Here is a 17,415-nt window from a genome sequence, read left to right as displayed (position 1 = left end):
AGGGTTCTTATGGAATTATATCGCAATCCATCATTGCTTGATAACCAAAACCCCGCCTCTTGAAGGCTAATTGCTGTTACTGTTCTCTTTCCCGATATCCCTGTGTCTCCTGAGCTGTTGGCCGGAGGGAACAAGCCGAGCTTGCTGGTCATAGAATGAACATGAATAAATGGTCACCTGCCTGGAGGGAGAAGAGAAAATATGATGCACAATGGAATGTATTCACAGGGAACACAAAGCGGACCAATGAATGTGGTGGTGGTTGAGCCGTATGTGTATGCAGCTCTTTATAATCTTATCGGAAAAAGAGTGGTCCTCGATACAACACGAGGTTCCGTTAGCGGAATGGTTAGGGATGCCAAGCCGGACCATGTGGTGATCCAGGAGCATGATTCCAGCTTTTTTGTCCGGATCCGTGAAATCGTCTGGATTATGCCGGAGTCTTAATAAGGATTTTTAGAAGACACTGAGACCAGCTATTGATCTGCGATGAAAAAAAGCAAAGGGAACTGAATTCCTTTGCTTTTTCAATACATAATCTTTAATACTGAATAGAATATTGTCTTATTGTAAGGTTTTGTTGCGCAGAATGGATGAAACCGTTCTGTTTTTATGCGAGGGTTTAAGGTTTGGAAGGGATCCATAACTTAAATCCTATTTTGCGTTGCAAACTTGATGGTCCGGCGCTGCTGAAGACATCAATGCCCAAAAGATTGCCTTCAGATTCGCCAATTGGATCCGAAATCTGTCCGAAATCAGCGCTTCTTCAATAGCCTGAAAAAAACCATGATGAAAATGACTGCGGACAGGACATAGGAAGTGGTGCTGACTATTGGGTGGGAGGCAGCATTTTCTACGCCGATTCCGATCAAAGCCCAGACGAATACAAGCGGATAGATAAAGTCTTCATTTTTTCGGTGAAAATAAATAGCCAGGAGTGTGGCGACCACGAGCATGATTATTGTCCAGGTGACATCTGAAAGGACGAAGCCATTCCAGTCTATATACTTCAAGTAATAGCTGATATTGGCAATGGTGGCGACGCTGATCCAGCCGAGGTAGACAGAAAAGGGGAGTAGGTCCCAAAACGAATGGTCTTCATTTTTAATGACATGATAAAGCCTGATGAGAGTCAGCAGCAAACCAATCATCACCAATACCGTCAGCAGGAAAAACTCGTAATGCCATAAAAGGATCCAGGCGATATTAAGGACTGAGCTCAGTAAATAAAGGGGAGTAGCTTTTTCGTAAATCGGCAAATTCCTCCTTGAAGAGGGAAACTGCCTGATTGTCCAAATAAACAATAAGAAATAAATCAATCCCCATATCCCAAAAACATATCCAGCCGGAGTGAACAAAACATCCAGTCTATCAGATATTTCCCCCGTCGTCTGCCCGTTGATCGGAAGGATATTCGCAAGCGCATTGACCAGCACGACGAGCAACGTGGCAACAAGATTCAAAATAAAACGTCCCATTCTCATTCCTCTCTTTCATTTTAGTAGTTTATTCATAGTATTCCACTTCACTAAAGTGCATAACTACATTTAGCCTCTGTGCAAGGGGATAAACATTCAAATGTGTTGGGAATACCGTCATACCTTATTTCTTGAGTTTTAATGGTTGTGGGACATCTATTATGAATCATCCTTTGTCCTAATATATTCCATATATAGGTCTGAAGGCTGATTAAAGTTAAAGCCTCAGCCTGTTAAAGGAAAATGGGGAGTGCCTTATGATTAACCTATAATCAATTGGAGGCGAAATGAAATGAAAAAAGTGATGGGTTTTGGTGTGGCAGCATTATCAGCCGTTTTGTTACTTTCGGGATGCAATAATACGATTTTTGCCAGTGATGAAAAAGACGATGAAATCTTTGTTGAGAAGGATAAAGCAAAAGAGCTTGAGATTGTTCTAAATTTTGGCGCCGGGAAAATGGATGTTGCGGGCGATGCAGATGAATGGGTGAACGGCAACGCTGTCTATGAGCCTGAAAAAATGAAACCGGAAGTCTCATATGATTTGAATGGGAAAGTCGGCAAAGTGGAGATTGCTCAGCCAGACCACTTTAAACTCGGAAAGATGAAAAATGAATGGGATCTGAGAATAAGCGAAGAGGTTCCAGTGGACCTTGTCGTTAACGCAGGGGCATCAGACACCGATTTGGACTTGAAAGGCATTCAGCTTTCCAACCTGGAAGTGAACGCAGGTGTTGGTTAAATAACCGTCGATCTCGGAGGAGACTGGAAAGAAAGCTTTGATGTCCGTATTTCATCGGGAGTAGGAAAAATGACCGTCATCCTTCCAAAAGATACAGGAATAAGAGTACGCTCGCAAAAAGGCATAGGCTCCTCATCCTTTGAAAACTTAATTTCAAAAGGAGATGGCGTCTATGTAAATGAAGCCTACGAAGATGCAAAAGTAAAGATTGATCTGGACGTAGACTTGGGTGTCGGCGAAGTAACATTTAAAACGGAAAAATAACTCGGTTATAAGGGGCGGTTTCAGCACTTCATAATTCGTAAAGAATTGAGGACTGCGGATCCGTCCCTTTTTGGATTTTTATGGTAAAGTTAATGCGAGGAGGGATAATCTTGAGATTTAAGATATTTAGAATCATTCACCTAGGCTTAATGGGCGCTATTACAATACCAATCAGTATTTTTATGGCAGCAGGGGCAATTGGGGAAAACTTTGGTGATGATTATTTTGTTGACCCTGGATTCCTTGTGTTTATTTTAATATGGTTAGTTGGTGCTGTTCTCTCTTTTACTAAAAGAGGGGCGAGGTTTGGGTTGATTATTAGTGCATTGCCGCCAATGCTTTTCTTGGGGATAATTACTTATACAATTATAAGCGGCTTTTTTATTTGATTTAAAATATTAACGTTCAGGGCTTTCGGGCTCTGGACGTTTTTTTTTTATAAAAGTCAGGATTGGTAACGTCTCCACCCTCTTTAATCAAACGTTTGATTAAGAAAAATCCACTGTAAATATTTTTCGGGATAATAATGTATCATTTACAATACTGTACGACATACACTATACTGAGAGTAGGAGTTGATACAATGAGCAATGTGAATGAAATGGTCGATAAATTGCTGCAGGAATTGCGAAGGGGAACGATTACGATTGCTGTATTGAGCCAGCTTGAAAAACCTCAGTATGGATATTCCCTCGTTACAATACTGGCGGAAAAAGGGGTTCAGGTGGAAGCGGGGACCTTATATCCTTTGCTTAGAAGGCTGGAAAAGCAGGGACTGCTGATTAGTGAATGGGATACAAATGAAGCGAGGCCCCGGAAATTTTACTTGCTTAGTGCTCTTGGAAAAGACGTTTATATAAAGCTGCTGGATGAATGGAAGAAGATGGCCTCAAGTATGGAGGGGCTGATTAATGGGGGAGGAACTGAACATGGAAATGATTGAGAAGTATATTTATGCTGTAACCCACAGGCTTCCGCAGTCTCAGAGAGCAGATATCGCGATGGAATTAAGGGGCTTGATTGAAGACATGCTTGGGGAAAGGACAAATGGCGGTCCGGTTGCTCAAGAGGATGTGGAAAGTGTGCTGCTTGAGCTGGGCCACCCGAAGGACTTAGCTGAAAAGTACCGCGGATCTAAAAGGTACTTGATCGGACCAGAACTCTTTCATCCATATATAACTGTACTGAAGATTGTCTTCTTTGCTTTGGTGGTCGCCATGAGTGTCGTGTTCATAATTGAATACATGATTGAACCACGCTCAGTAGTTGAGCATATTTTCGGTTATGTTACATCGGTAGTCAGCGCCAGCATGCAGGCGTTCGTTTGGATAACAGTCGGATTTGCGATCGCTCAATATAAAGGGGTCGCACCAAAAGCAGGAATCGCTGAAGAAAGTGAAAAATGGTCACCGTCATATCTTCCACCGGTTCCGGATCAGAAAAAACGGATTAAACGCGGCGAGGCAATCACGGGAATTGTTTTTTCAATCCTATTTCTTGTCTTCCTCTACTCTTCCAGTCACGTATTTGGAGTCATGATGTTTGAAGATGGAGAACTAGTAAACGTTATTCCGTTTCTGAATGGAGAGCGCATAGAACAATTCATCAATATCATCTATGTCATCACGGTGATTGGGATTTTAAAAGAAGGATTAAAGCTGATCATCGGAAAATGGACGAAAAAACTAGCGTTATATAATTTGATTCTGAATGCAGTCACCTTGGTACTTGTAGCATTCTTATTTAACGATCAGGCGATCTGGAACCCTGACTTTATGCAAGAGTTGAACCAGGTGAGCAAAGCCGATTTAAACCAGGATACGTACGATCTGATAAAAACGATCTGGATGCAATCAAAAGCATGGGTCGTGATTGGGTTTACGATTGTTTTGATCATCGATACAGTATCCGGATTTTATAAGGCATATTTGAAATGAACCACGGGACGTTGCTTCTTAAAATGAAACCTTTTCGAAGTATAAGCGTAACATTAGATAGGGTCCAACGCTGAATTCTCAGGGAGGTGCATTGTGGCAGCAACGATTTTTTTTACCGTGGTTATTATGGTCCCGATCTATGGCTTGTTGATTTGGACTTATTTTGAACCTGAAGAAAGTATCCTGTTTGGGAGTCGCTGGATGTATAAAGAGGAACCGGAAATATCGAATAAAGCCATTCGCTATACAAGGTTCATAGCGATGGCTTCCATGATTGCAATCCCTTTTTGCAGTCGTAAGTCTTATCCTCGAAATCTATGTGCTTAGATTAGTATTAGTCGTGATTCCGATTGTGATGATATTTGGAGCTCTTAAAATATTCACTGATGAGAATGATCAGTAAACTGGCGTGATCCGGGGAGGATTAGCGCCTTTTTTTTATTTAATCAAGTAAAAGGGTTTGGCGTTACAGGAGGAGGATAGAGCGCGGGGACGCACATTGGGCTTCTTTGTTTTCTCTCTTTGTGAGGGGTTGGAAAATATCTCTGCCATAGAAGCTCAAATAGGCGAACATAAGTTATTATAAAGAGAGTGATTCTTTTTACATAGGAGGTTCTTATGAACGATAAAATTGTGGTAATTACAGGAGCGAATTCTGGTATTGGCAAGGCGGCAGCCATCAAGTTTGCGAATGAGGGGTACACCGTCGTAATGGCTTGCCGGAACCTTGAGAGAAGCAAAATCGCCCAGCAGGAAATAATTGAAGCAACCAAGAATCCTCATATTGATTTACTGCAGCTAGACATTTCTTCATTCCAATCCATCCATCAATTTTCCACAGTGCTCAAAGATAAATATTCAAAACTGGACATTCTGATTCACAACGCGGCTTATTTAAATCATGGGGAGAAAAACTACTTGCTAAGCCAGGATGGCATCGAGCTTTCTTTTGCCACGAATACAGTTGGCCCATTCCTGCTCACCAGGCAATTGGTTAGTATGCTTGAAAAATCGGAGGATGCTCGAGTCCTACATGCATGCACGACCAATATCAGGCATTTTTTCGATCCGAAAAGGAAGATTGAGTTCGACAACCTTCAAGGAGAATTCAAGAACGAACGGCCATTCAAGACATATAAGTTTTACGGAGATACAAAAATGGCCTTGTTGCTGATGACATTTAAAATGGCCGAAGAATTGAAAGGACACCGAATCAGCGTCAATGCCGTGCAAATTTCTGCTATTAAACTATCGAAAGAAACCATTGGAAAATTTCAATCAGGCTGGAAATTCGCGGCAAGGATTCAGAATGTATTCAGCGCACCTCGTGAAACAATGGCCGACACCTATTTCCACATATGCACTTCCGAAGAGTTCAAGAATATGACAGGCAAATTCATCAACGATAAAAGAAAGGTGATGAAGCCATCACAATATTCCGCCGGACTGGCACAGGATATCAAGCAACTAATGGATCAGAATGTATATCCAAAATATGCAGACAATCCGGAGAATATCGAGAGAGTCTGGAATCTGTGTGTCAGCCTGACGAGCGATTCTTTAAGCAGGGTATAGGGAAGCAAAGGGTACGTCCCTGTGCTTTCCTAAGGAGGGATTAGAGCCTCTCGTGTAGAATTTATTTGAAGTGTCTTTAAGGATAGTTGATTAAAAATGAAGGTTCTGACATTACAATTGAATGAGGGGAAGCTTTTTGAGAATAAAAATTATCATTATAGCAGCTTTGGTCGTTGTTTTTATTCTATTGCATTCAACACCTACTATGGCTTTGAAAACACATGTTTTTATAATGGGATATCCAAAAGCTGCGATTTTATCAGGGGTGATTCAAGATGAATATCATAACAAAGTGGACAAAGAGAAATTTGCTGAATTGAACGCTAAGGCGTACACACTGACAAAACCGCCAATTGAAAAAGCTACTCAAGGTGAACTTAGAAATTATCTTGTAAGGAAAATTGGGTTTTTACACTTTGCTGAATACTATGGTGAAGGTTAGCGGAATCTGTTGGTCGAGATGCAAGAACCCCTATTCAAACTGTTAAAAAATTATTGACCGATGATGAAATAGGTTTTATCTGTTAGTTGCTAGTTATCAAGGGTGAGCGGGTGGACATTATGGAAGGTTCTATTAAAATAAATAAAATGCTCCCAGATGATTGGGGAAAAGTACATTCAATCTACCTAGAGGGAATTGCTACTGGACATGCAACTTTCCAAAAGGAGGCACCTTACTGGGAGGAATGGGATCTCGGTCATAATGGGGAATGTCGGATTGTCGCGCGTTTAGATGGGGATGTTATGGGTTGGGCTGCGTTAAGTCCTGTATCAAGCAGGAGTGTGTATGCAGGTGTTGGAGAAGTCAGTGTGTATGTTAGTCAACAACATAGTGGGAAAGGCATAGGCAGTCTTCTTTTGAAGTCCTTGATTGAAATTAGCGAGCAGAATGGTTTCTGGACAATGCAATCTAGCATATTCCCTGAAAACGAAGCAAGTATTAAATTACATAAAAATCATGGCTTCAGAGAAATGGGACGGCGGGAACGGATAGGAAAGATGGATGGGGTATGGCGTGATACGATCATATTGGAAAGAAGAAGTAGGATAATGGGGAATCCTTAAATTCTGATAACCCATTCTGCATGTAGAAGCGCTGAGGGCATTGTGTTAGATGAAAATAACAAATTCAAACTGCATGACGTAGCCAAAGATAAAGGCTCTATAAAATCAACTATTATCAACAAGTTCATCGTTGATATAGAGAAGGTTTTCTCTTGAATGAAGTGCGGGGACGTTCCCTGTGCTTCTTTTTTTCCATTAGTGTCGGATTGGATAATATAGTTTTTTGTGATTGAATTTCGCGTACCAAATATATTTCAATCTGATAACAATTTATTTAAAACTTCCATTTTATTTCGAGTAATGTGATAATATGACGGACAAGTTATGTGAAAGGGGAGTTTCTGATGATGAAGCGTATTTTAACAGGCATTTTCATTTTGAGCATTGCCGTTCTTGTGCTGGGCGCATGCAGCAATGATAGCTCAAAAGGGAATACTGAGAAAGAAAATAAAGAGGATTTGGTTGCGACAGTAGATGGGGAAGGCATTTCCAAGCAGCAATATGAGAGAGAGCTGGAGGGCATGAAGGCAACTTATGAACAACAGGGCATGCCGGAAGATCAGATGGACAGCAAGATGAAGAAAGAACTCGAAAAGTCGGTCCTGGATCAAATGATCAATGCCGAGCTGCTTCTCCAGATAGCTGAGAAGGACGGCATCTCGATTGAAGAAAAAGAAATCGATGCAGAGCTGGAAAAGATCAAAACCAACTTCAAAGATGAAAAACAGTTTGAAGAAGCATTGAAAAAGAACGAAATAACCGTGAAAGAGCTCAAGAGCCAGCTGAAAAAGCAACTGACAGTCAATAAATATCTGGACAGCAAGATTGGCAAAGTAGAAGTAACCGATGAAGAAATCCAGGCTAGTTATGATCAATATAAAGAGCTAGCTAAAGTCCAAGAACAAGAGCCCGAAGAATTAGAAAAGATCAAGCCACAACTCGAGCAGCAGGTTATCTCTGAAAAAGAAAATGAAAAAATCAGCAAGTTGATTGAAGATCTCCGCAAAGAGAATGAAGATAAAATTAAGATCATCGAGGCATAGGGATGATCCTCACAAGAAACAAAGGAACCAATCAGGCAGAAGGCTCTGATTGGTTCCTTTTTTTATTGAGTTAGTCCTTTTCACTCGCGGCAAAGATTTCATTGAGGTGCGTCTTCAAGATCCGTATCAATTTTTCCTCTGTGTACTTTTCTGGAGAAATCATGGCATGAAGGGCTAGTCCATCGACCACAGCCCGTAATCGTTCAATCTCCACCTCCATATCCAGCTCGTTTTTAAGAAGGTCATGTTGCTCCAATTGCGTCATCATGAGGGTGATCCCTTGCAGCATATCATCGGATTCCGGGGAGAATATCCGCTGCCTAACTCCGTTCATGAATTGGAACCAAACGGACATTTCCTGATATGTTTCCTCGTTATGAGGAATCATTTCCAACAGAATGCGCAGGGTTGATTCTGCGGGGGGAAGCTGCTGTTCAAGAATCCGCTGAATCCTTTGCTGAACTCGCTCCTTCACGAGTTCCAATGTGAATCCGATTAATTCATCCTGGGTTTTGAAATAGTAACGTAGTGCACCCAGTGATAATCCTGCAGCCTCTGCAATGGTTCGGACTGTTGCTGCTTCCGCACCCTTCTCAGCAATCACTTTCCAGGTGGCACTTGCAATAGTTTGTCTTCTTTCTTCGTGGTCAACATGTTTTGGCATGTTCTTATTTTAACATAAAAAAGTTTATTTAATACAGTTGTGCTATTTAAACATTTTGTGTTATCTTTTTAATACAAACGTATTAAAAAGGGGGAATTCAATTGAATTATATTGCATGGATGATTGTTGCCTGTGAAATCGCGTTTTGGATTGTCATTATACTGGGACTTGTCACTCGGTATATTTTTAATAAAAATACGCTTAGTATCCTTTTCTTTGCTCTAACACCAGTGGTCGATCTGTTGCTATTGGCTCTGACAAGTTATGATTTGTACCGCGGTGCGACGGCAACCATCGCTCATGGAATTGCGGCCATTTATATAGGTGTTTCGCTTGCCTATGGAAAAAGCATGATCGACTGGGCGGATTCACGTTTCCGATATTATATTTTAAGAACAGGAGAAAAGCCTGAACGCTTGAGCGGAATGGAATTTTCACGGAACGAAGGGAAAAACCTCCTCCGCCACTATGCTGCGTTTCTTATTGGCGGCAGCATGCTTGGACTGATTATTTTCCTAATCAATGATCCTTCAAAGACTGAGAGCCTTTTCTCTGTTTTAAAAGTATGGGGTCTTGTACTCGTCATAGATACAGCGATAACAACAAGCTACTTCATTTGGCCGAAAAAAGATAAAACCACAAGCAGAGTTGGATGATGGAAAACAAGAGGAGTATAGGGACGGTTCATCTTCCATTATCGGTAACCGGAATAAAAAATATAGTCGGAGCATTAAGGAGAACATAATCCGTAATTCTTTTAGTTCGATAACAGAAAGGGACGCAAGAATCGTTCTTGTGTCCCTCCCCAAAAAAACTGTACTCAATTCTGGTTATCCTTTAATGTCGACATGAATCTGTTCCGATACTTCGCTTTGTTGAGCAATTGTTCGATAGCTTTCAGAATGGAATGGCGCTCGTCTTGGTTTTGGGCATTCATTAATTGTAACTTCAAATGTTTTAATTTCGCTTGTTCTTCTGTAGAAAGATTGCTTTGCATTCGTGAATCCTCCTTTAGATTAAAACATTAATACTAGAATAAATGGAGGATATTAAGAAGGTGCAGGTGATTTATTAAGACTTTTTTAAAACTGCAGGGTCCAGTCCTGGTTTAGATGTCGATGCGGGCAATAGCAGAATTCTATCGGACACATTTTGTGTCTTCAGCCATCCGATTGTCCGATAGGGCTCTTCTACTGGACAAATACATGCATATTCATCAAGAAAAGCCTGATCACTGTAGATCAGGCTTTACCTTCAAGACGGAACTGGCTGGTAATCTTGGATAATGACTCGGCGAGGCTATTTAACTTCATACCGATTGCATCTGTGGCTTCCATCCGTTCGACCTGGACCTCGCTTGCCAAGAGCATTTCTTCTGCACTTGCCAGGGTTTCCTGTGAAACAGATAAGAAGCTATCGGCTCCTTCAGCTAATTGCGGCAGTGTGTTTTCAAGGTTTTCCAATTCTCCTTGCATAGAGTGGAGCTTGGTGCTTACGGCGGAAATCCCATTCATCAGTTCATCGAAGGAAGTTTGTGAGCTGCTGGCCATTGATAGATTTGTGTTAATTTTCGTGTGCATCTCATCAAATTCCGCTGTTGCTCCGATTGTGATTTTCTCCATTTTACCGATGGCCCGGGTTATTTCCTCAGCCGTTTTCGCCGATTGTTCGGCGAGGGTGCCGACTTCATTAGCGACAACAGCAAAGCCTTTGCCAGCTTCCCCGGCGCGTGCTGCTTCAATCGAGGCATTGAGTGCGAGCAGCTTTGTCTGGTCGGCAATCGCTTTTACCATGCCAACAAGCTTGGTAATCGAATGGGAATAGTCTTTAACCTGATGGACTGTACTGGCTAATTGTTTGAAGTCGGTCTCAAAAGAGTGAATCATTGAGATTAATTTCCCCAGTGTTTCTTCTCCATTCCGTGCTGATGCGTTCATTGTGGCCGAACTGCTGAACACACTGTCCATATTCGTTACCATGGCTTCAATCATATCCCTCATATCTATAAAGCTTCGAACGCTTGTCTCAGAGCTGGCCGCGGTTTGTTGTGCTCCCGTTTTGACAAGATGGATTGCAGCGACAAGCTGCTGACTGCTTGCCAGTGAGCTTTGAGAAGAATCCTTCAATTCATTTCCGGTATATCCTAATTCTTTTGTTGTTGCCGTCAGTTCGGTGACCATTTTCACCATCTGCTCAATCATGCTGTTGTAGCTTTTTTGCAGTGAGTTGATTTCCGGAATAGAGGTATGTATGTCAGGGAGCACCTTGCAGATGTCCATCACGTACCTTTTTCATTGTGTTTCTAAGCTCATTCAATGGCTTCGTCAGTTTTTTAACGAACAAGCTGATCAACATCGTCGAAGCTAATAGACTGATTAAGATGACAACGAGTGTAAAGGAGGCCATTTCATTAACAGGCCCCATATATGTACTGGTCGGAATCACGATGACATAAATTCCGTCGATTTCTTTCATTTCATTGAATGCCATCGTATAGTCCTGACCATTGAATTCGAAATGGGTCACTCCGTTCTTGGACTGTTGGATGGATTTGATCTGGTTGTCAGAAAAGTTATACTTAGAGTTTTTGCTTACGTTGAAGGGAGAAGCTTTTCCTTCGCTGATATAGAAGAATTCAGAAGCAATACCTTCATCCTTAAGCTTATCCTGCTGTGAGCGGACATTGGCCTCCAGCTGCTGTCTGAAATAATCATCGTCACTGACGTAGACGAATTTTAAATTCTCGGCTATGTATCCTATTAATTCCGCTTCTCTTTCAAGACGGTGCTCGATCGTTTCAACAGCCATATTTCTCGCTTTCATATATGAGCTGACACCCACAGTGACAACCGAAACCATCAGCAAAGAGATGAACAAGAGCAGCAGGCGAGTGCCAAGGGTGAAAGATGAAAGCCTCGTTGTAAACTTCAAAATGATTACCTCCAATTATGATACTATCGACCTATTAAATTAAGTATACAGAGGCATTGTAAATAGAATGTTAAGGTTTTGTAAGGATAATTTTTCTATTTTGCAACAGTGGAGGGCAATCCTAAACTTTATCGTGTTTATAGTGTGCTGATGGGGTTATAGATGATTTCTGAAATGCATCTTCAGTGAAGGATGGAAGTTCTAATATGTTTATAAAGTGAATTCATCTTTAGAATGAGGAGGGAGCTAGTGGACCCGGAAATTACGTGAAATGATGCAGGGCAGGGGAACTTTTTTGGCTGCTGTACTCAAAAAATGGATGGGAACGATAAGCGATCACAAGAGAACCCGAATAAACACGAAAAAAAGCCGGAGATTAATCCCCAGCTTAGGTGTATTATAGACATTCATTTTCCACGGTATAAATCAGCTTTTTTAATATTTCTACTGAGTGATCCAGTGAGAGTGAGTAATACCGCTGCGTGCCCTTTTGTTCGATTTTCACCAGATGATGTTCTCGAAGGATTTTCAGATGATGAGAGATTGCCGGGCGCGATAAGGTTGAATGCTCTGTTATCTCATTGACGCTTAAAGGCTCTTTGTCGGCTAATAATAGGATGATATCTTGTCTGGCAGGATCACTTAATGCTGTGAAAAGCGGTATGCACGAACGAAAAACATCGATTGCTTTTTCCCCCATTGAATGCTCTCCTTTGTTGAATCATTATTTTTTATTAAAAGGCAGTTAGGCTTCTTTCGCAACATATTTAGCGATTTTTGCAGCCAGGCTTCTAGGGAGGAATTTCGCTGCATATGCTCCAATTTTATTTGTACTGCCGGTAATGATGACACGCTTTCCGGCCATTAATGCCTGATAACCTTGTTTTGCAACCTCTTGTGAGGACATGGCTCCGCTGAACATCTTCGTTTTTTCAACATTTGCCACGGATGCAAAATTCGTATTTGTCGCTCCCGGGCACAGTGTCGTGACTGTCACATTCGTGCCGGCGAGCTCTTCTGCAAGAGCTTCGGAAAATGATAACACATAGGCTTTTGTCGCATAGTATACGGCCATCATAGGTCCAGGCTGGAATGCAGCGGTGCTGGCAACATTCAGGATTCTTGCTTTATTGGAGTTTTCCTTCAGTTCCGGCAGAAAGTAATGCGTCAACTCGGTAAGAGCTGTAATGTTCAAGCTGATCATTTCTGATTGCTTTGCTATGTCGAGATCTTCAAATTTGCCCATCAGTCCAAACCCGGCATTATTCACTAAAGTATCGATTTTGATTCCCGCGGCTTTCACTTCCTCATATACTTCCCTTGCTGCCTCCGGCTTGCTTAAATCCTTGGTAACCACTGTAATGGTTAAATTGGGATAACGGTTTTTGATTTCTTCCATTTTAGTCTTGTTTCAGGCCACTAAGACCAAATCATATCCATCCTCTGCAAACTGGACGGCAAACTCATATCCTAAGCCAGCAGATGCTCCCGTAATCAAAGCTGTTTTGTTCATTATATAAAACCCCCTATGTCTATGTTTAAAAGTTTAAACGTTTAAGAACTTAAGCATATAATAAGCTTTGCTTTAAGAAAATGCAAGGTTTATACAGCAGAAATGGATTTGTTTGATTTATCCATCCTGCATTTTTGATTGAATGACATCGGCCGGTTCGGCTTTCTTTCCGGAAGTTCTGGGACTTCCATCATCAATCCTGATATATCCCCAAATTTCTTCTTCAGAAGTGCTGAGTATCGCTCAGCCTTACCTAACCGCTAGTATCTGCAAAATGGCACCGCTTCCATTCGCTATCTCAGCCATATGCTCACGAATGGCAGGATATCCCTTGAAACTGAATCTGAGGATGTTACGATTAATATCGTTGACAAATACGAACGGTATACGAACACTTTTTGAATGAGTGATTGTTCCATATGTGTTAGAGGGAATCACGAGGAGGTATTAGATGTTAGAGCAAGACAAGAAGATAAAAAGAGTTGTAATTAAGATTGGCAGCAGTTCGCTGACGAGTATGCACGGGGAAATCAGCCGCAGGAAGCTCGAGAACCTGGCGAACCAGATTGTGGCCTTGAAGGATGCTGGCTATGAAACGGCCGTTGTTTCATCAGGTGCCGTGGCTGCGGGGTATCGCAAGCTTGGCTGCATTCAGCGGCCGACTTCATTGCCTGAAAAGCAGGCAGCCGCTTCAATCGGCCAGGGACTGTTAATGGAATCTTATTCAGAACTGTTTTTATCTCACGGGTATGTCGCTTCCCAAATCTTGATCACGAGAAGTGATTTCGCGAATGAAAATCGCTACAACAATATGAAAAATACGTTGAACGTTTTGTTGGAGAGGGGAATCATCCCGATCATCAATGAAAATGACACGGTCACGGTTGACCGTCTGCGTTTTGGCGACAATGACACATTGTCAGCAAAGGTCGCAGCGTTGATTCAGGCAGACCAGCTGATTATTCTTTCCGACATCGACGGCTTGTATGATGAAAATCCGAACAACAACCCAGACGCTAAGTTGCTGGATAAGGTGCATGAAATCACTCCTGAAATCGAAGCAGCAGCTGGCGGTTCCGGAAGCGCGGTAGGCACGGGCGGGATGAAATCGAAAATCTCCGCGGTAAAAATTGCGATGGCATCCGGTATCGATTCGTTTTTAGGGAAGGTCGACAGCAAGGACATCCTGGTAAAAGCGGTGAGCGGAACAGCTAAAGGGACGTATTTCAACCAGCATCCAGAAGGATTCAACCTCGACAACAACCAGCAATGGATTGCATTCCATTCCGGCCCTGAGGGTGAAGTCATCATTCGGCCTGACTCCAGGACAGCGATCATCGAGGATCGAAAAAATATCCTCCCATCTGACATTCTTCAAGTAAAAGGCAGGTTCGGAGAAGGAGCCGTCGTCAGAGTGCTGGATGAAAACGGGGAAGAAATCGGACTCGGACGAATCAATTATTCTAGCGGAAAATTGGAAGAAACATTGATTGAAGAAGATTGTGAACGAACAGAAGCAATCGAACAAGGCACATTTGTCTGTTCAAGAGATTTTGCATTGCCGGTATCAGTCTAAAATTTTTCAGGAGGCGTTTTAATGACATTGACTATGACTCAACCAACGACAGTAGAAGAACAAGCCATTGCAGCGAAAAAGGCAGCGAAGCAGCTGGGCATCCTTTCCACTGAGGAAAAAAACGAGGCGTTGCTGATTCTCGCTGACGCACTGGACCATAATTACGAAGCCATTTTAGCGGAGAACGAAAAGGATCTGCAGAACGGCAGGGAAAAAGGCTTCGAAGCTGCATTCATGGATCGCCTGGCACTCTCGCGCGAACGAATCGCAGACTTTGCACAAGGACTTCGCCAGGTGGCAGAGCATGCTGATCCAGTCGGCGACGTCCTGTCAGATTGGACCTTGGAAAACGGACTCCATGTAAAAGAAATCCGCGTTCCGCTCGGAGTCATCGGCATGATTTACGAAGCGCGCCCGAATGTGACCGTCGATGCAGCAGGCCTGGCACTCAAATCCGGGAACGCCATCATCCTAAAAGGCGGATCCTCTGCGCTATCCTCCAACAAAGCCATCGTCGACATCATGCACCAGGCACTTGAAAACACAAAGGTGCCAAAAGAAGCGATCCAGTTCATCGCCACAGCAGATCGCGAAGCAACACAGCAGCTGTTCACGATGAAAGAGCACATCGATGTCCTGATTCCACGGGGAGGAGGAGCATTGATCAAGGCAGTCGTGGAAAACGCAACGGTTCCTGTACTAGAAACTGGAGTCGGCAACTGCCATCTGTATGTCGACGAAGAAGCGGATACCGAAAAAGCATTGAACATCATGGTCAATGCCAAAACAGACCGCCCGGCAGTGTGCAATGCAGCTGAAACACTCATCGTTCATCAAGCGTGGCTTGAGAAGAACAATGAAAAGCTTGCTGCTGCTTTCCAGGAGAACGGAATCACTGTCCATGGAGACGAAGATGCAGCTGCCACACTTCCAAACGTAGTACCAGCAACTGAAACCGACTGGTCCGAAGAATACCTGAGCATGGACATCGCTGTTAAGGTGGTAAACGATATCGATGAAGCGATCGAGCACATCGACCAGTACGGCACCAAACACTCTGAAGCGATCATTACTGAGAATGCAGAGAACGCCAAGAAGTTCCTGCAGCTTGTAGATGCCGCAGCGCTCTATCATAACGCATCCACTAGATTCACAGATGGAGGAGCTTTAGGATTTGGTGCAGAAATTGGAATCTCGACGCAGAAGCTGCATGCCAGAGGACCAATGGGATTGCCAGCGTTAACTACTCGCAAGTATGTGATGGTTGGCGATGGGTTGGTTAGGTAATCGATCAGATATTTATATAGAAGAAAAAGAAGGCTTTCCTCGTCAAATTTGGCGTTGAGAGCCTTTTTTTGTGGGGGTAATTTGAGTGTGAAAATATGGCTGTAAATCCATCTGGAAATAGATACATTAATATTCTTATATAGGAGTTACTCACTTCCCATTTGAAATGATTCAATTATATCGGTTATCATGTTTAGATTATGTAAATAGGACGAATGGAAAACTACTCGAAAGGGTTATGAAGTGCGAGATAGCAGAAATTTGCTTCTCTCAAACAAGCTCTTGAAGTGAAAAGAAAATTAAATGGTGAAACGTTTCCATATATGATATGCTTTTGTCTGAGGTGATAGCATGGCAACGATAAAAGATGTCGCAAAGTTGGCCGGAGTGGGTCTTGGGACAGCCTCCCGTGTAATTAATCAGTCTGGCTATGTGAGCGAAGCAACAAAGAAGAAAGTGGAGGATGCAATAGCTGAACTGGGTTATGTTCCTAACGAAACGGCTAGAGCGTTTGTGACGCAGGATAATAGGATTGTAGCCTTATTTCTGCCTTCCATTAATCATGCGTTTTTCTCTGAACTGGCCTATTTTATTGAAGATGAGCTTGATAAAAACGGTTATAAAATGATGCTTTGCAATTCCAGCAATCAAATAGAGAAAGAGTTAAGCTATATCAATATGCTCAAGCAGAATAAGGTATCAGGCATTATCGGAATATCCTATAATCAGATTGAAAATGAGATTAACAGCTCTATGCCGATTGTGTTAGTGGATCGTCATATCGGCGAGATTCCTTATGTCTCCAGTGATAATTATGCAGGAGGGAAAATGGCTCTTCAAGCACTGAGGGATTCAGGCTGCAAACATGTTGCATATATAGGGACATATTCCAAAACCATACTAACGGAAGTGGAGAAAAGGAAAAAGGGGTTCGAAGATGGAGCCAAGGAATATGGAATGCATTATACACTCCACCTTGAAGAGGACCCGATAAAGGATCAAACCGTTTTTCTCAATCAATTCTTATCTAAGCATAAATATGTGGATGGAGTCTTTGTTGAAAATGATCTTATGGCCCTGGAATTGGTGCAGCTAGCTCTTGAGAAAAACATCAAAGTTCCTGAGGAGCTATCCGTAATAGGCTATGACGGAATCCAAAGATACGCAGCACTTAAACCTAAACTCTCAACCATTCGCCAACCTGTTGAAGTAATGGGAAGAAGCTTGGTTGACTTGCTGATTAAAAGGATCAAAGGGGTGTCGGTAACACCGGCAATTCATCAAGTGGACTACTTGAAGGGTGAAACGACACGATAACAGCCAAAAGAATATTAAAAAAG

23 protein-coding genes are annotated in these 17,415 nt (G+C 42.4%); 15 read left to right on the top strand and 8 right to left on the bottom strand.

Going from position 1 to position 17,415, the window contains the following annotated elements:
* Positions 1-201 precede the first annotated feature (201 nt).
* Positions 202-447: a YuzF family protein gene (locus tag LC048_RS20155; RefSeq protein WP_226606913.1), complete on the top strand. Its 246-nt coding sequence runs from the start codon at positions 202-204 to the stop codon at positions 445-447.
* Between the two features lie 308 nt (positions 448-755).
* Here LC048_RS20155 and LC048_RS20150 read toward each other — a convergent pair whose 3' ends face one another.
* Positions 756-1,478, bottom strand: a complete 723-nt coding sequence (locus LC048_RS20150) for a TspO/MBR family protein (protein ID WP_306048613.1) — start codon at positions 1,476-1,478, stop codon at positions 756-758.
* A gap of 292 nt (positions 1,479-1,770) precedes the next feature.
* On the opposite strand from LC048_RS20150, the gene LC048_RS20145 reads away from it, so the two are divergent.
* The 10 genes from LC048_RS20145 (at position 1,771) to LC048_RS20100 (ending at position 8,104) form a co-directional block, all read left to right on the top strand.
* Positions 1,771-2,220: a toast rack family protein gene (locus LC048_RS20145; RefSeq protein WP_226606908.1), complete on the top strand. Its 450-nt coding sequence runs from the start codon at positions 1,771-1,773 to the stop codon at positions 2,218-2,220.
* 69 nt (positions 2,221-2,289) lie between these two features.
* Complete coding sequence (locus tag LC048_RS20140) at positions 2,290-2,484, top strand: hypothetical protein (RefSeq protein WP_371931938.1); 195 nt, start codon at positions 2,290-2,292, stop codon at positions 2,482-2,484.
* Between the two features lie 110 nt (positions 2,485-2,594).
* The gene (locus LC048_RS20135) at positions 2,595-2,873 is read left to right on the top strand and encodes a hypothetical protein (RefSeq protein WP_226606905.1); all 279 of its coding nucleotides are present in this window, start codon (positions 2,595-2,597) and stop codon (positions 2,871-2,873) included.
* Between the two features lie 194 nt (positions 2,874-3,067).
* Positions 3,068-3,427: a PadR family transcriptional regulator gene (locus LC048_RS20130; RefSeq protein ID WP_226606902.1), complete on the top strand. Its 360-nt coding sequence runs from the start codon at positions 3,068-3,070 to the stop codon at positions 3,425-3,427.
* On the top strand, positions 3,414-4,421 hold the full coding sequence (locus LC048_RS20125; RefSeq protein WP_226606901.1) for an HAAS signaling domain-containing protein: 1,008 nt from the start codon (positions 3,414-3,416) through the stop codon (positions 4,419-4,421). The genes LC048_RS20130 and LC048_RS20125 overlap by 14 nt, the downstream gene beginning before the upstream one ends.
* A gap of 93 nt (positions 4,422-4,514) precedes the next feature.
* A complete protein-coding gene (locus LC048_RS20120) occupies positions 4,515-4,748 on the top strand; it encodes a hypothetical protein (RefSeq protein ID WP_226606899.1) in 234 nt (77 codons plus the stop codon).
* Between the two features lie 291 nt (positions 4,749-5,039).
* The gene (locus LC048_RS20115; protein ID WP_226606897.1) at positions 5,040-5,996 is read left to right on the top strand and encodes an SDR family NAD(P)-dependent oxidoreductase; all 957 of its coding nucleotides are present in this window, start codon (positions 5,040-5,042) and stop codon (positions 5,994-5,996) included.
* A gap of 136 nt (positions 5,997-6,132) precedes the next feature.
* Positions 6,133-6,438, top strand: a complete 306-nt coding sequence (locus LC048_RS20110) for a hypothetical protein (protein WP_226606895.1) — start codon at positions 6,133-6,135, stop codon at positions 6,436-6,438.
* A 119-nt stretch (positions 6,439-6,557) separates the two neighbouring features.
* A complete protein-coding gene (locus LC048_RS20105) occupies positions 6,558-7,061 on the top strand; it encodes a GNAT family N-acetyltransferase (protein ID WP_226606893.1) in 504 nt (167 codons plus the stop codon).
* A gap of 344 nt (positions 7,062-7,405) precedes the next feature.
* Positions 7,406-8,104: a SurA N-terminal domain-containing protein gene (locus tag LC048_RS20100; RefSeq protein WP_226606891.1), complete on the top strand. Its 699-nt coding sequence runs from the start codon at positions 7,406-7,408 to the stop codon at positions 8,102-8,104.
* A gap of 70 nt (positions 8,105-8,174) precedes the next feature.
* On the opposite strand, the gene LC048_RS20095 is transcribed toward LC048_RS20100, so the two are convergent.
* A complete protein-coding gene (locus LC048_RS20095; RefSeq protein WP_306048609.1) occupies positions 8,175-8,768 on the bottom strand; it encodes a TetR/AcrR family transcriptional regulator in 594 nt (197 codons plus the stop codon).
* 101 nt (positions 8,769-8,869) lie between these two features.
* Here LC048_RS20095 and LC048_RS20090 point away from each other — a divergent pair, with 101 nt between their 5' ends.
* Positions 8,870-9,424, top strand: coding sequence for a hypothetical protein (locus LC048_RS20090; RefSeq protein ID WP_226606887.1), 555 nt, complete (start codon positions 8,870-8,872; stop codon positions 9,422-9,424).
* A gap of 164 nt (positions 9,425-9,588) precedes the next feature.
* Here LC048_RS20090 and LC048_RS20085 read toward each other — a convergent pair whose 3' ends face one another.
* The 6 genes from LC048_RS20085 to LC048_RS25180 all read right to left on the bottom strand — a co-directional run bounded on the left by LC048_RS20085 (position 9,589) and on the right by LC048_RS25180 (position 13,212).
* The gene (locus tag LC048_RS20085; RefSeq protein ID WP_226606884.1) at positions 9,589-9,765 is read right to left on the bottom strand and encodes a hypothetical protein; all 177 of its coding nucleotides are present in this window, start codon (positions 9,763-9,765) and stop codon (positions 9,589-9,591) included.
* A gap of 244 nt (positions 9,766-10,009) precedes the next feature.
* The gene (locus LC048_RS20080; RefSeq protein WP_306048607.1) at positions 10,010-11,047 is read right to left on the bottom strand and encodes a methyl-accepting chemotaxis protein; all 1,038 of its coding nucleotides are present in this window, start codon (positions 11,045-11,047) and stop codon (positions 10,010-10,012) included.
* Complete coding sequence (locus LC048_RS20075) at positions 11,022-11,699, bottom strand: sensor histidine kinase (protein WP_306048605.1); 678 nt, start codon at positions 11,697-11,699, stop codon at positions 11,022-11,024. The genes LC048_RS20080 and LC048_RS20075 overlap by 26 nt, the downstream gene beginning before the upstream one ends.
* Positions 11,700-12,096: 397 nt before the next feature.
* Positions 12,097-12,399: an ArsR/SmtB family transcription factor gene (locus tag LC048_RS20070; RefSeq protein ID WP_226606880.1), complete on the bottom strand. Its 303-nt coding sequence runs from the start codon at positions 12,397-12,399 to the stop codon at positions 12,097-12,099.
* 45 nt (positions 12,400-12,444) lie between these two features.
* Positions 12,445-13,098, bottom strand: a complete 654-nt coding sequence (locus tag LC048_RS20065) for an SDR family NAD(P)-dependent oxidoreductase (protein WP_371931937.1) — start codon at positions 13,096-13,098, stop codon at positions 12,445-12,447.
* Positions 13,099-13,110: 12 nt separating this feature from the next.
* On the bottom strand, positions 13,111-13,212 hold the full coding sequence (locus LC048_RS25180; protein ID WP_371931936.1) for an SDR family NAD(P)-dependent oxidoreductase: 102 nt from the start codon (positions 13,210-13,212) through the stop codon (positions 13,111-13,113).
* 451 nt (positions 13,213-13,663) lie between these two features.
* Here LC048_RS25180 and proB point away from each other — a divergent pair, with 451 nt between their 5' ends.
* The 3 genes from proB to LC048_RS20050 all read left to right on the top strand — a co-directional run bounded on the left by proB (position 13,664) and on the right by LC048_RS20050 (position 17,392).
* Positions 13,664-14,788, top strand: a complete 1,125-nt coding sequence (gene proB, locus LC048_RS20060; protein WP_306048603.1) for a glutamate 5-kinase — start codon at positions 13,664-13,666, stop codon at positions 14,786-14,788.
* Positions 14,789-14,809: 21 nt separating this feature from the next.
* On the top strand, positions 14,810-16,075 hold the full coding sequence (locus LC048_RS20055) for a glutamate-5-semialdehyde dehydrogenase (protein ID WP_226606876.1): 1,266 nt from the start codon (positions 14,810-14,812) through the stop codon (positions 16,073-16,075).
* A gap of 351 nt (positions 16,076-16,426) precedes the next feature.
* Positions 16,427-17,392: a LacI family DNA-binding transcriptional regulator gene (locus tag LC048_RS20050; protein WP_226606873.1), complete on the top strand. Its 966-nt coding sequence runs from the start codon at positions 16,427-16,429 to the stop codon at positions 17,390-17,392.
* Positions 17,393-17,415 lie beyond the last annotated feature (23 nt).

The organism is Mesobacillus subterraneus (assembly GCF_020524355.2).
GTDB classification, from domain to species: domain Bacteria; phylum Bacillota; class Bacilli; order Bacillales; family Cytobacillaceae; genus Mesobacillus; species Mesobacillus subterraneus_C.
Note: the sequence above shows the minus strand (reverse complement) of the source record. Positions and strands in the feature narration are given on the sequence as shown.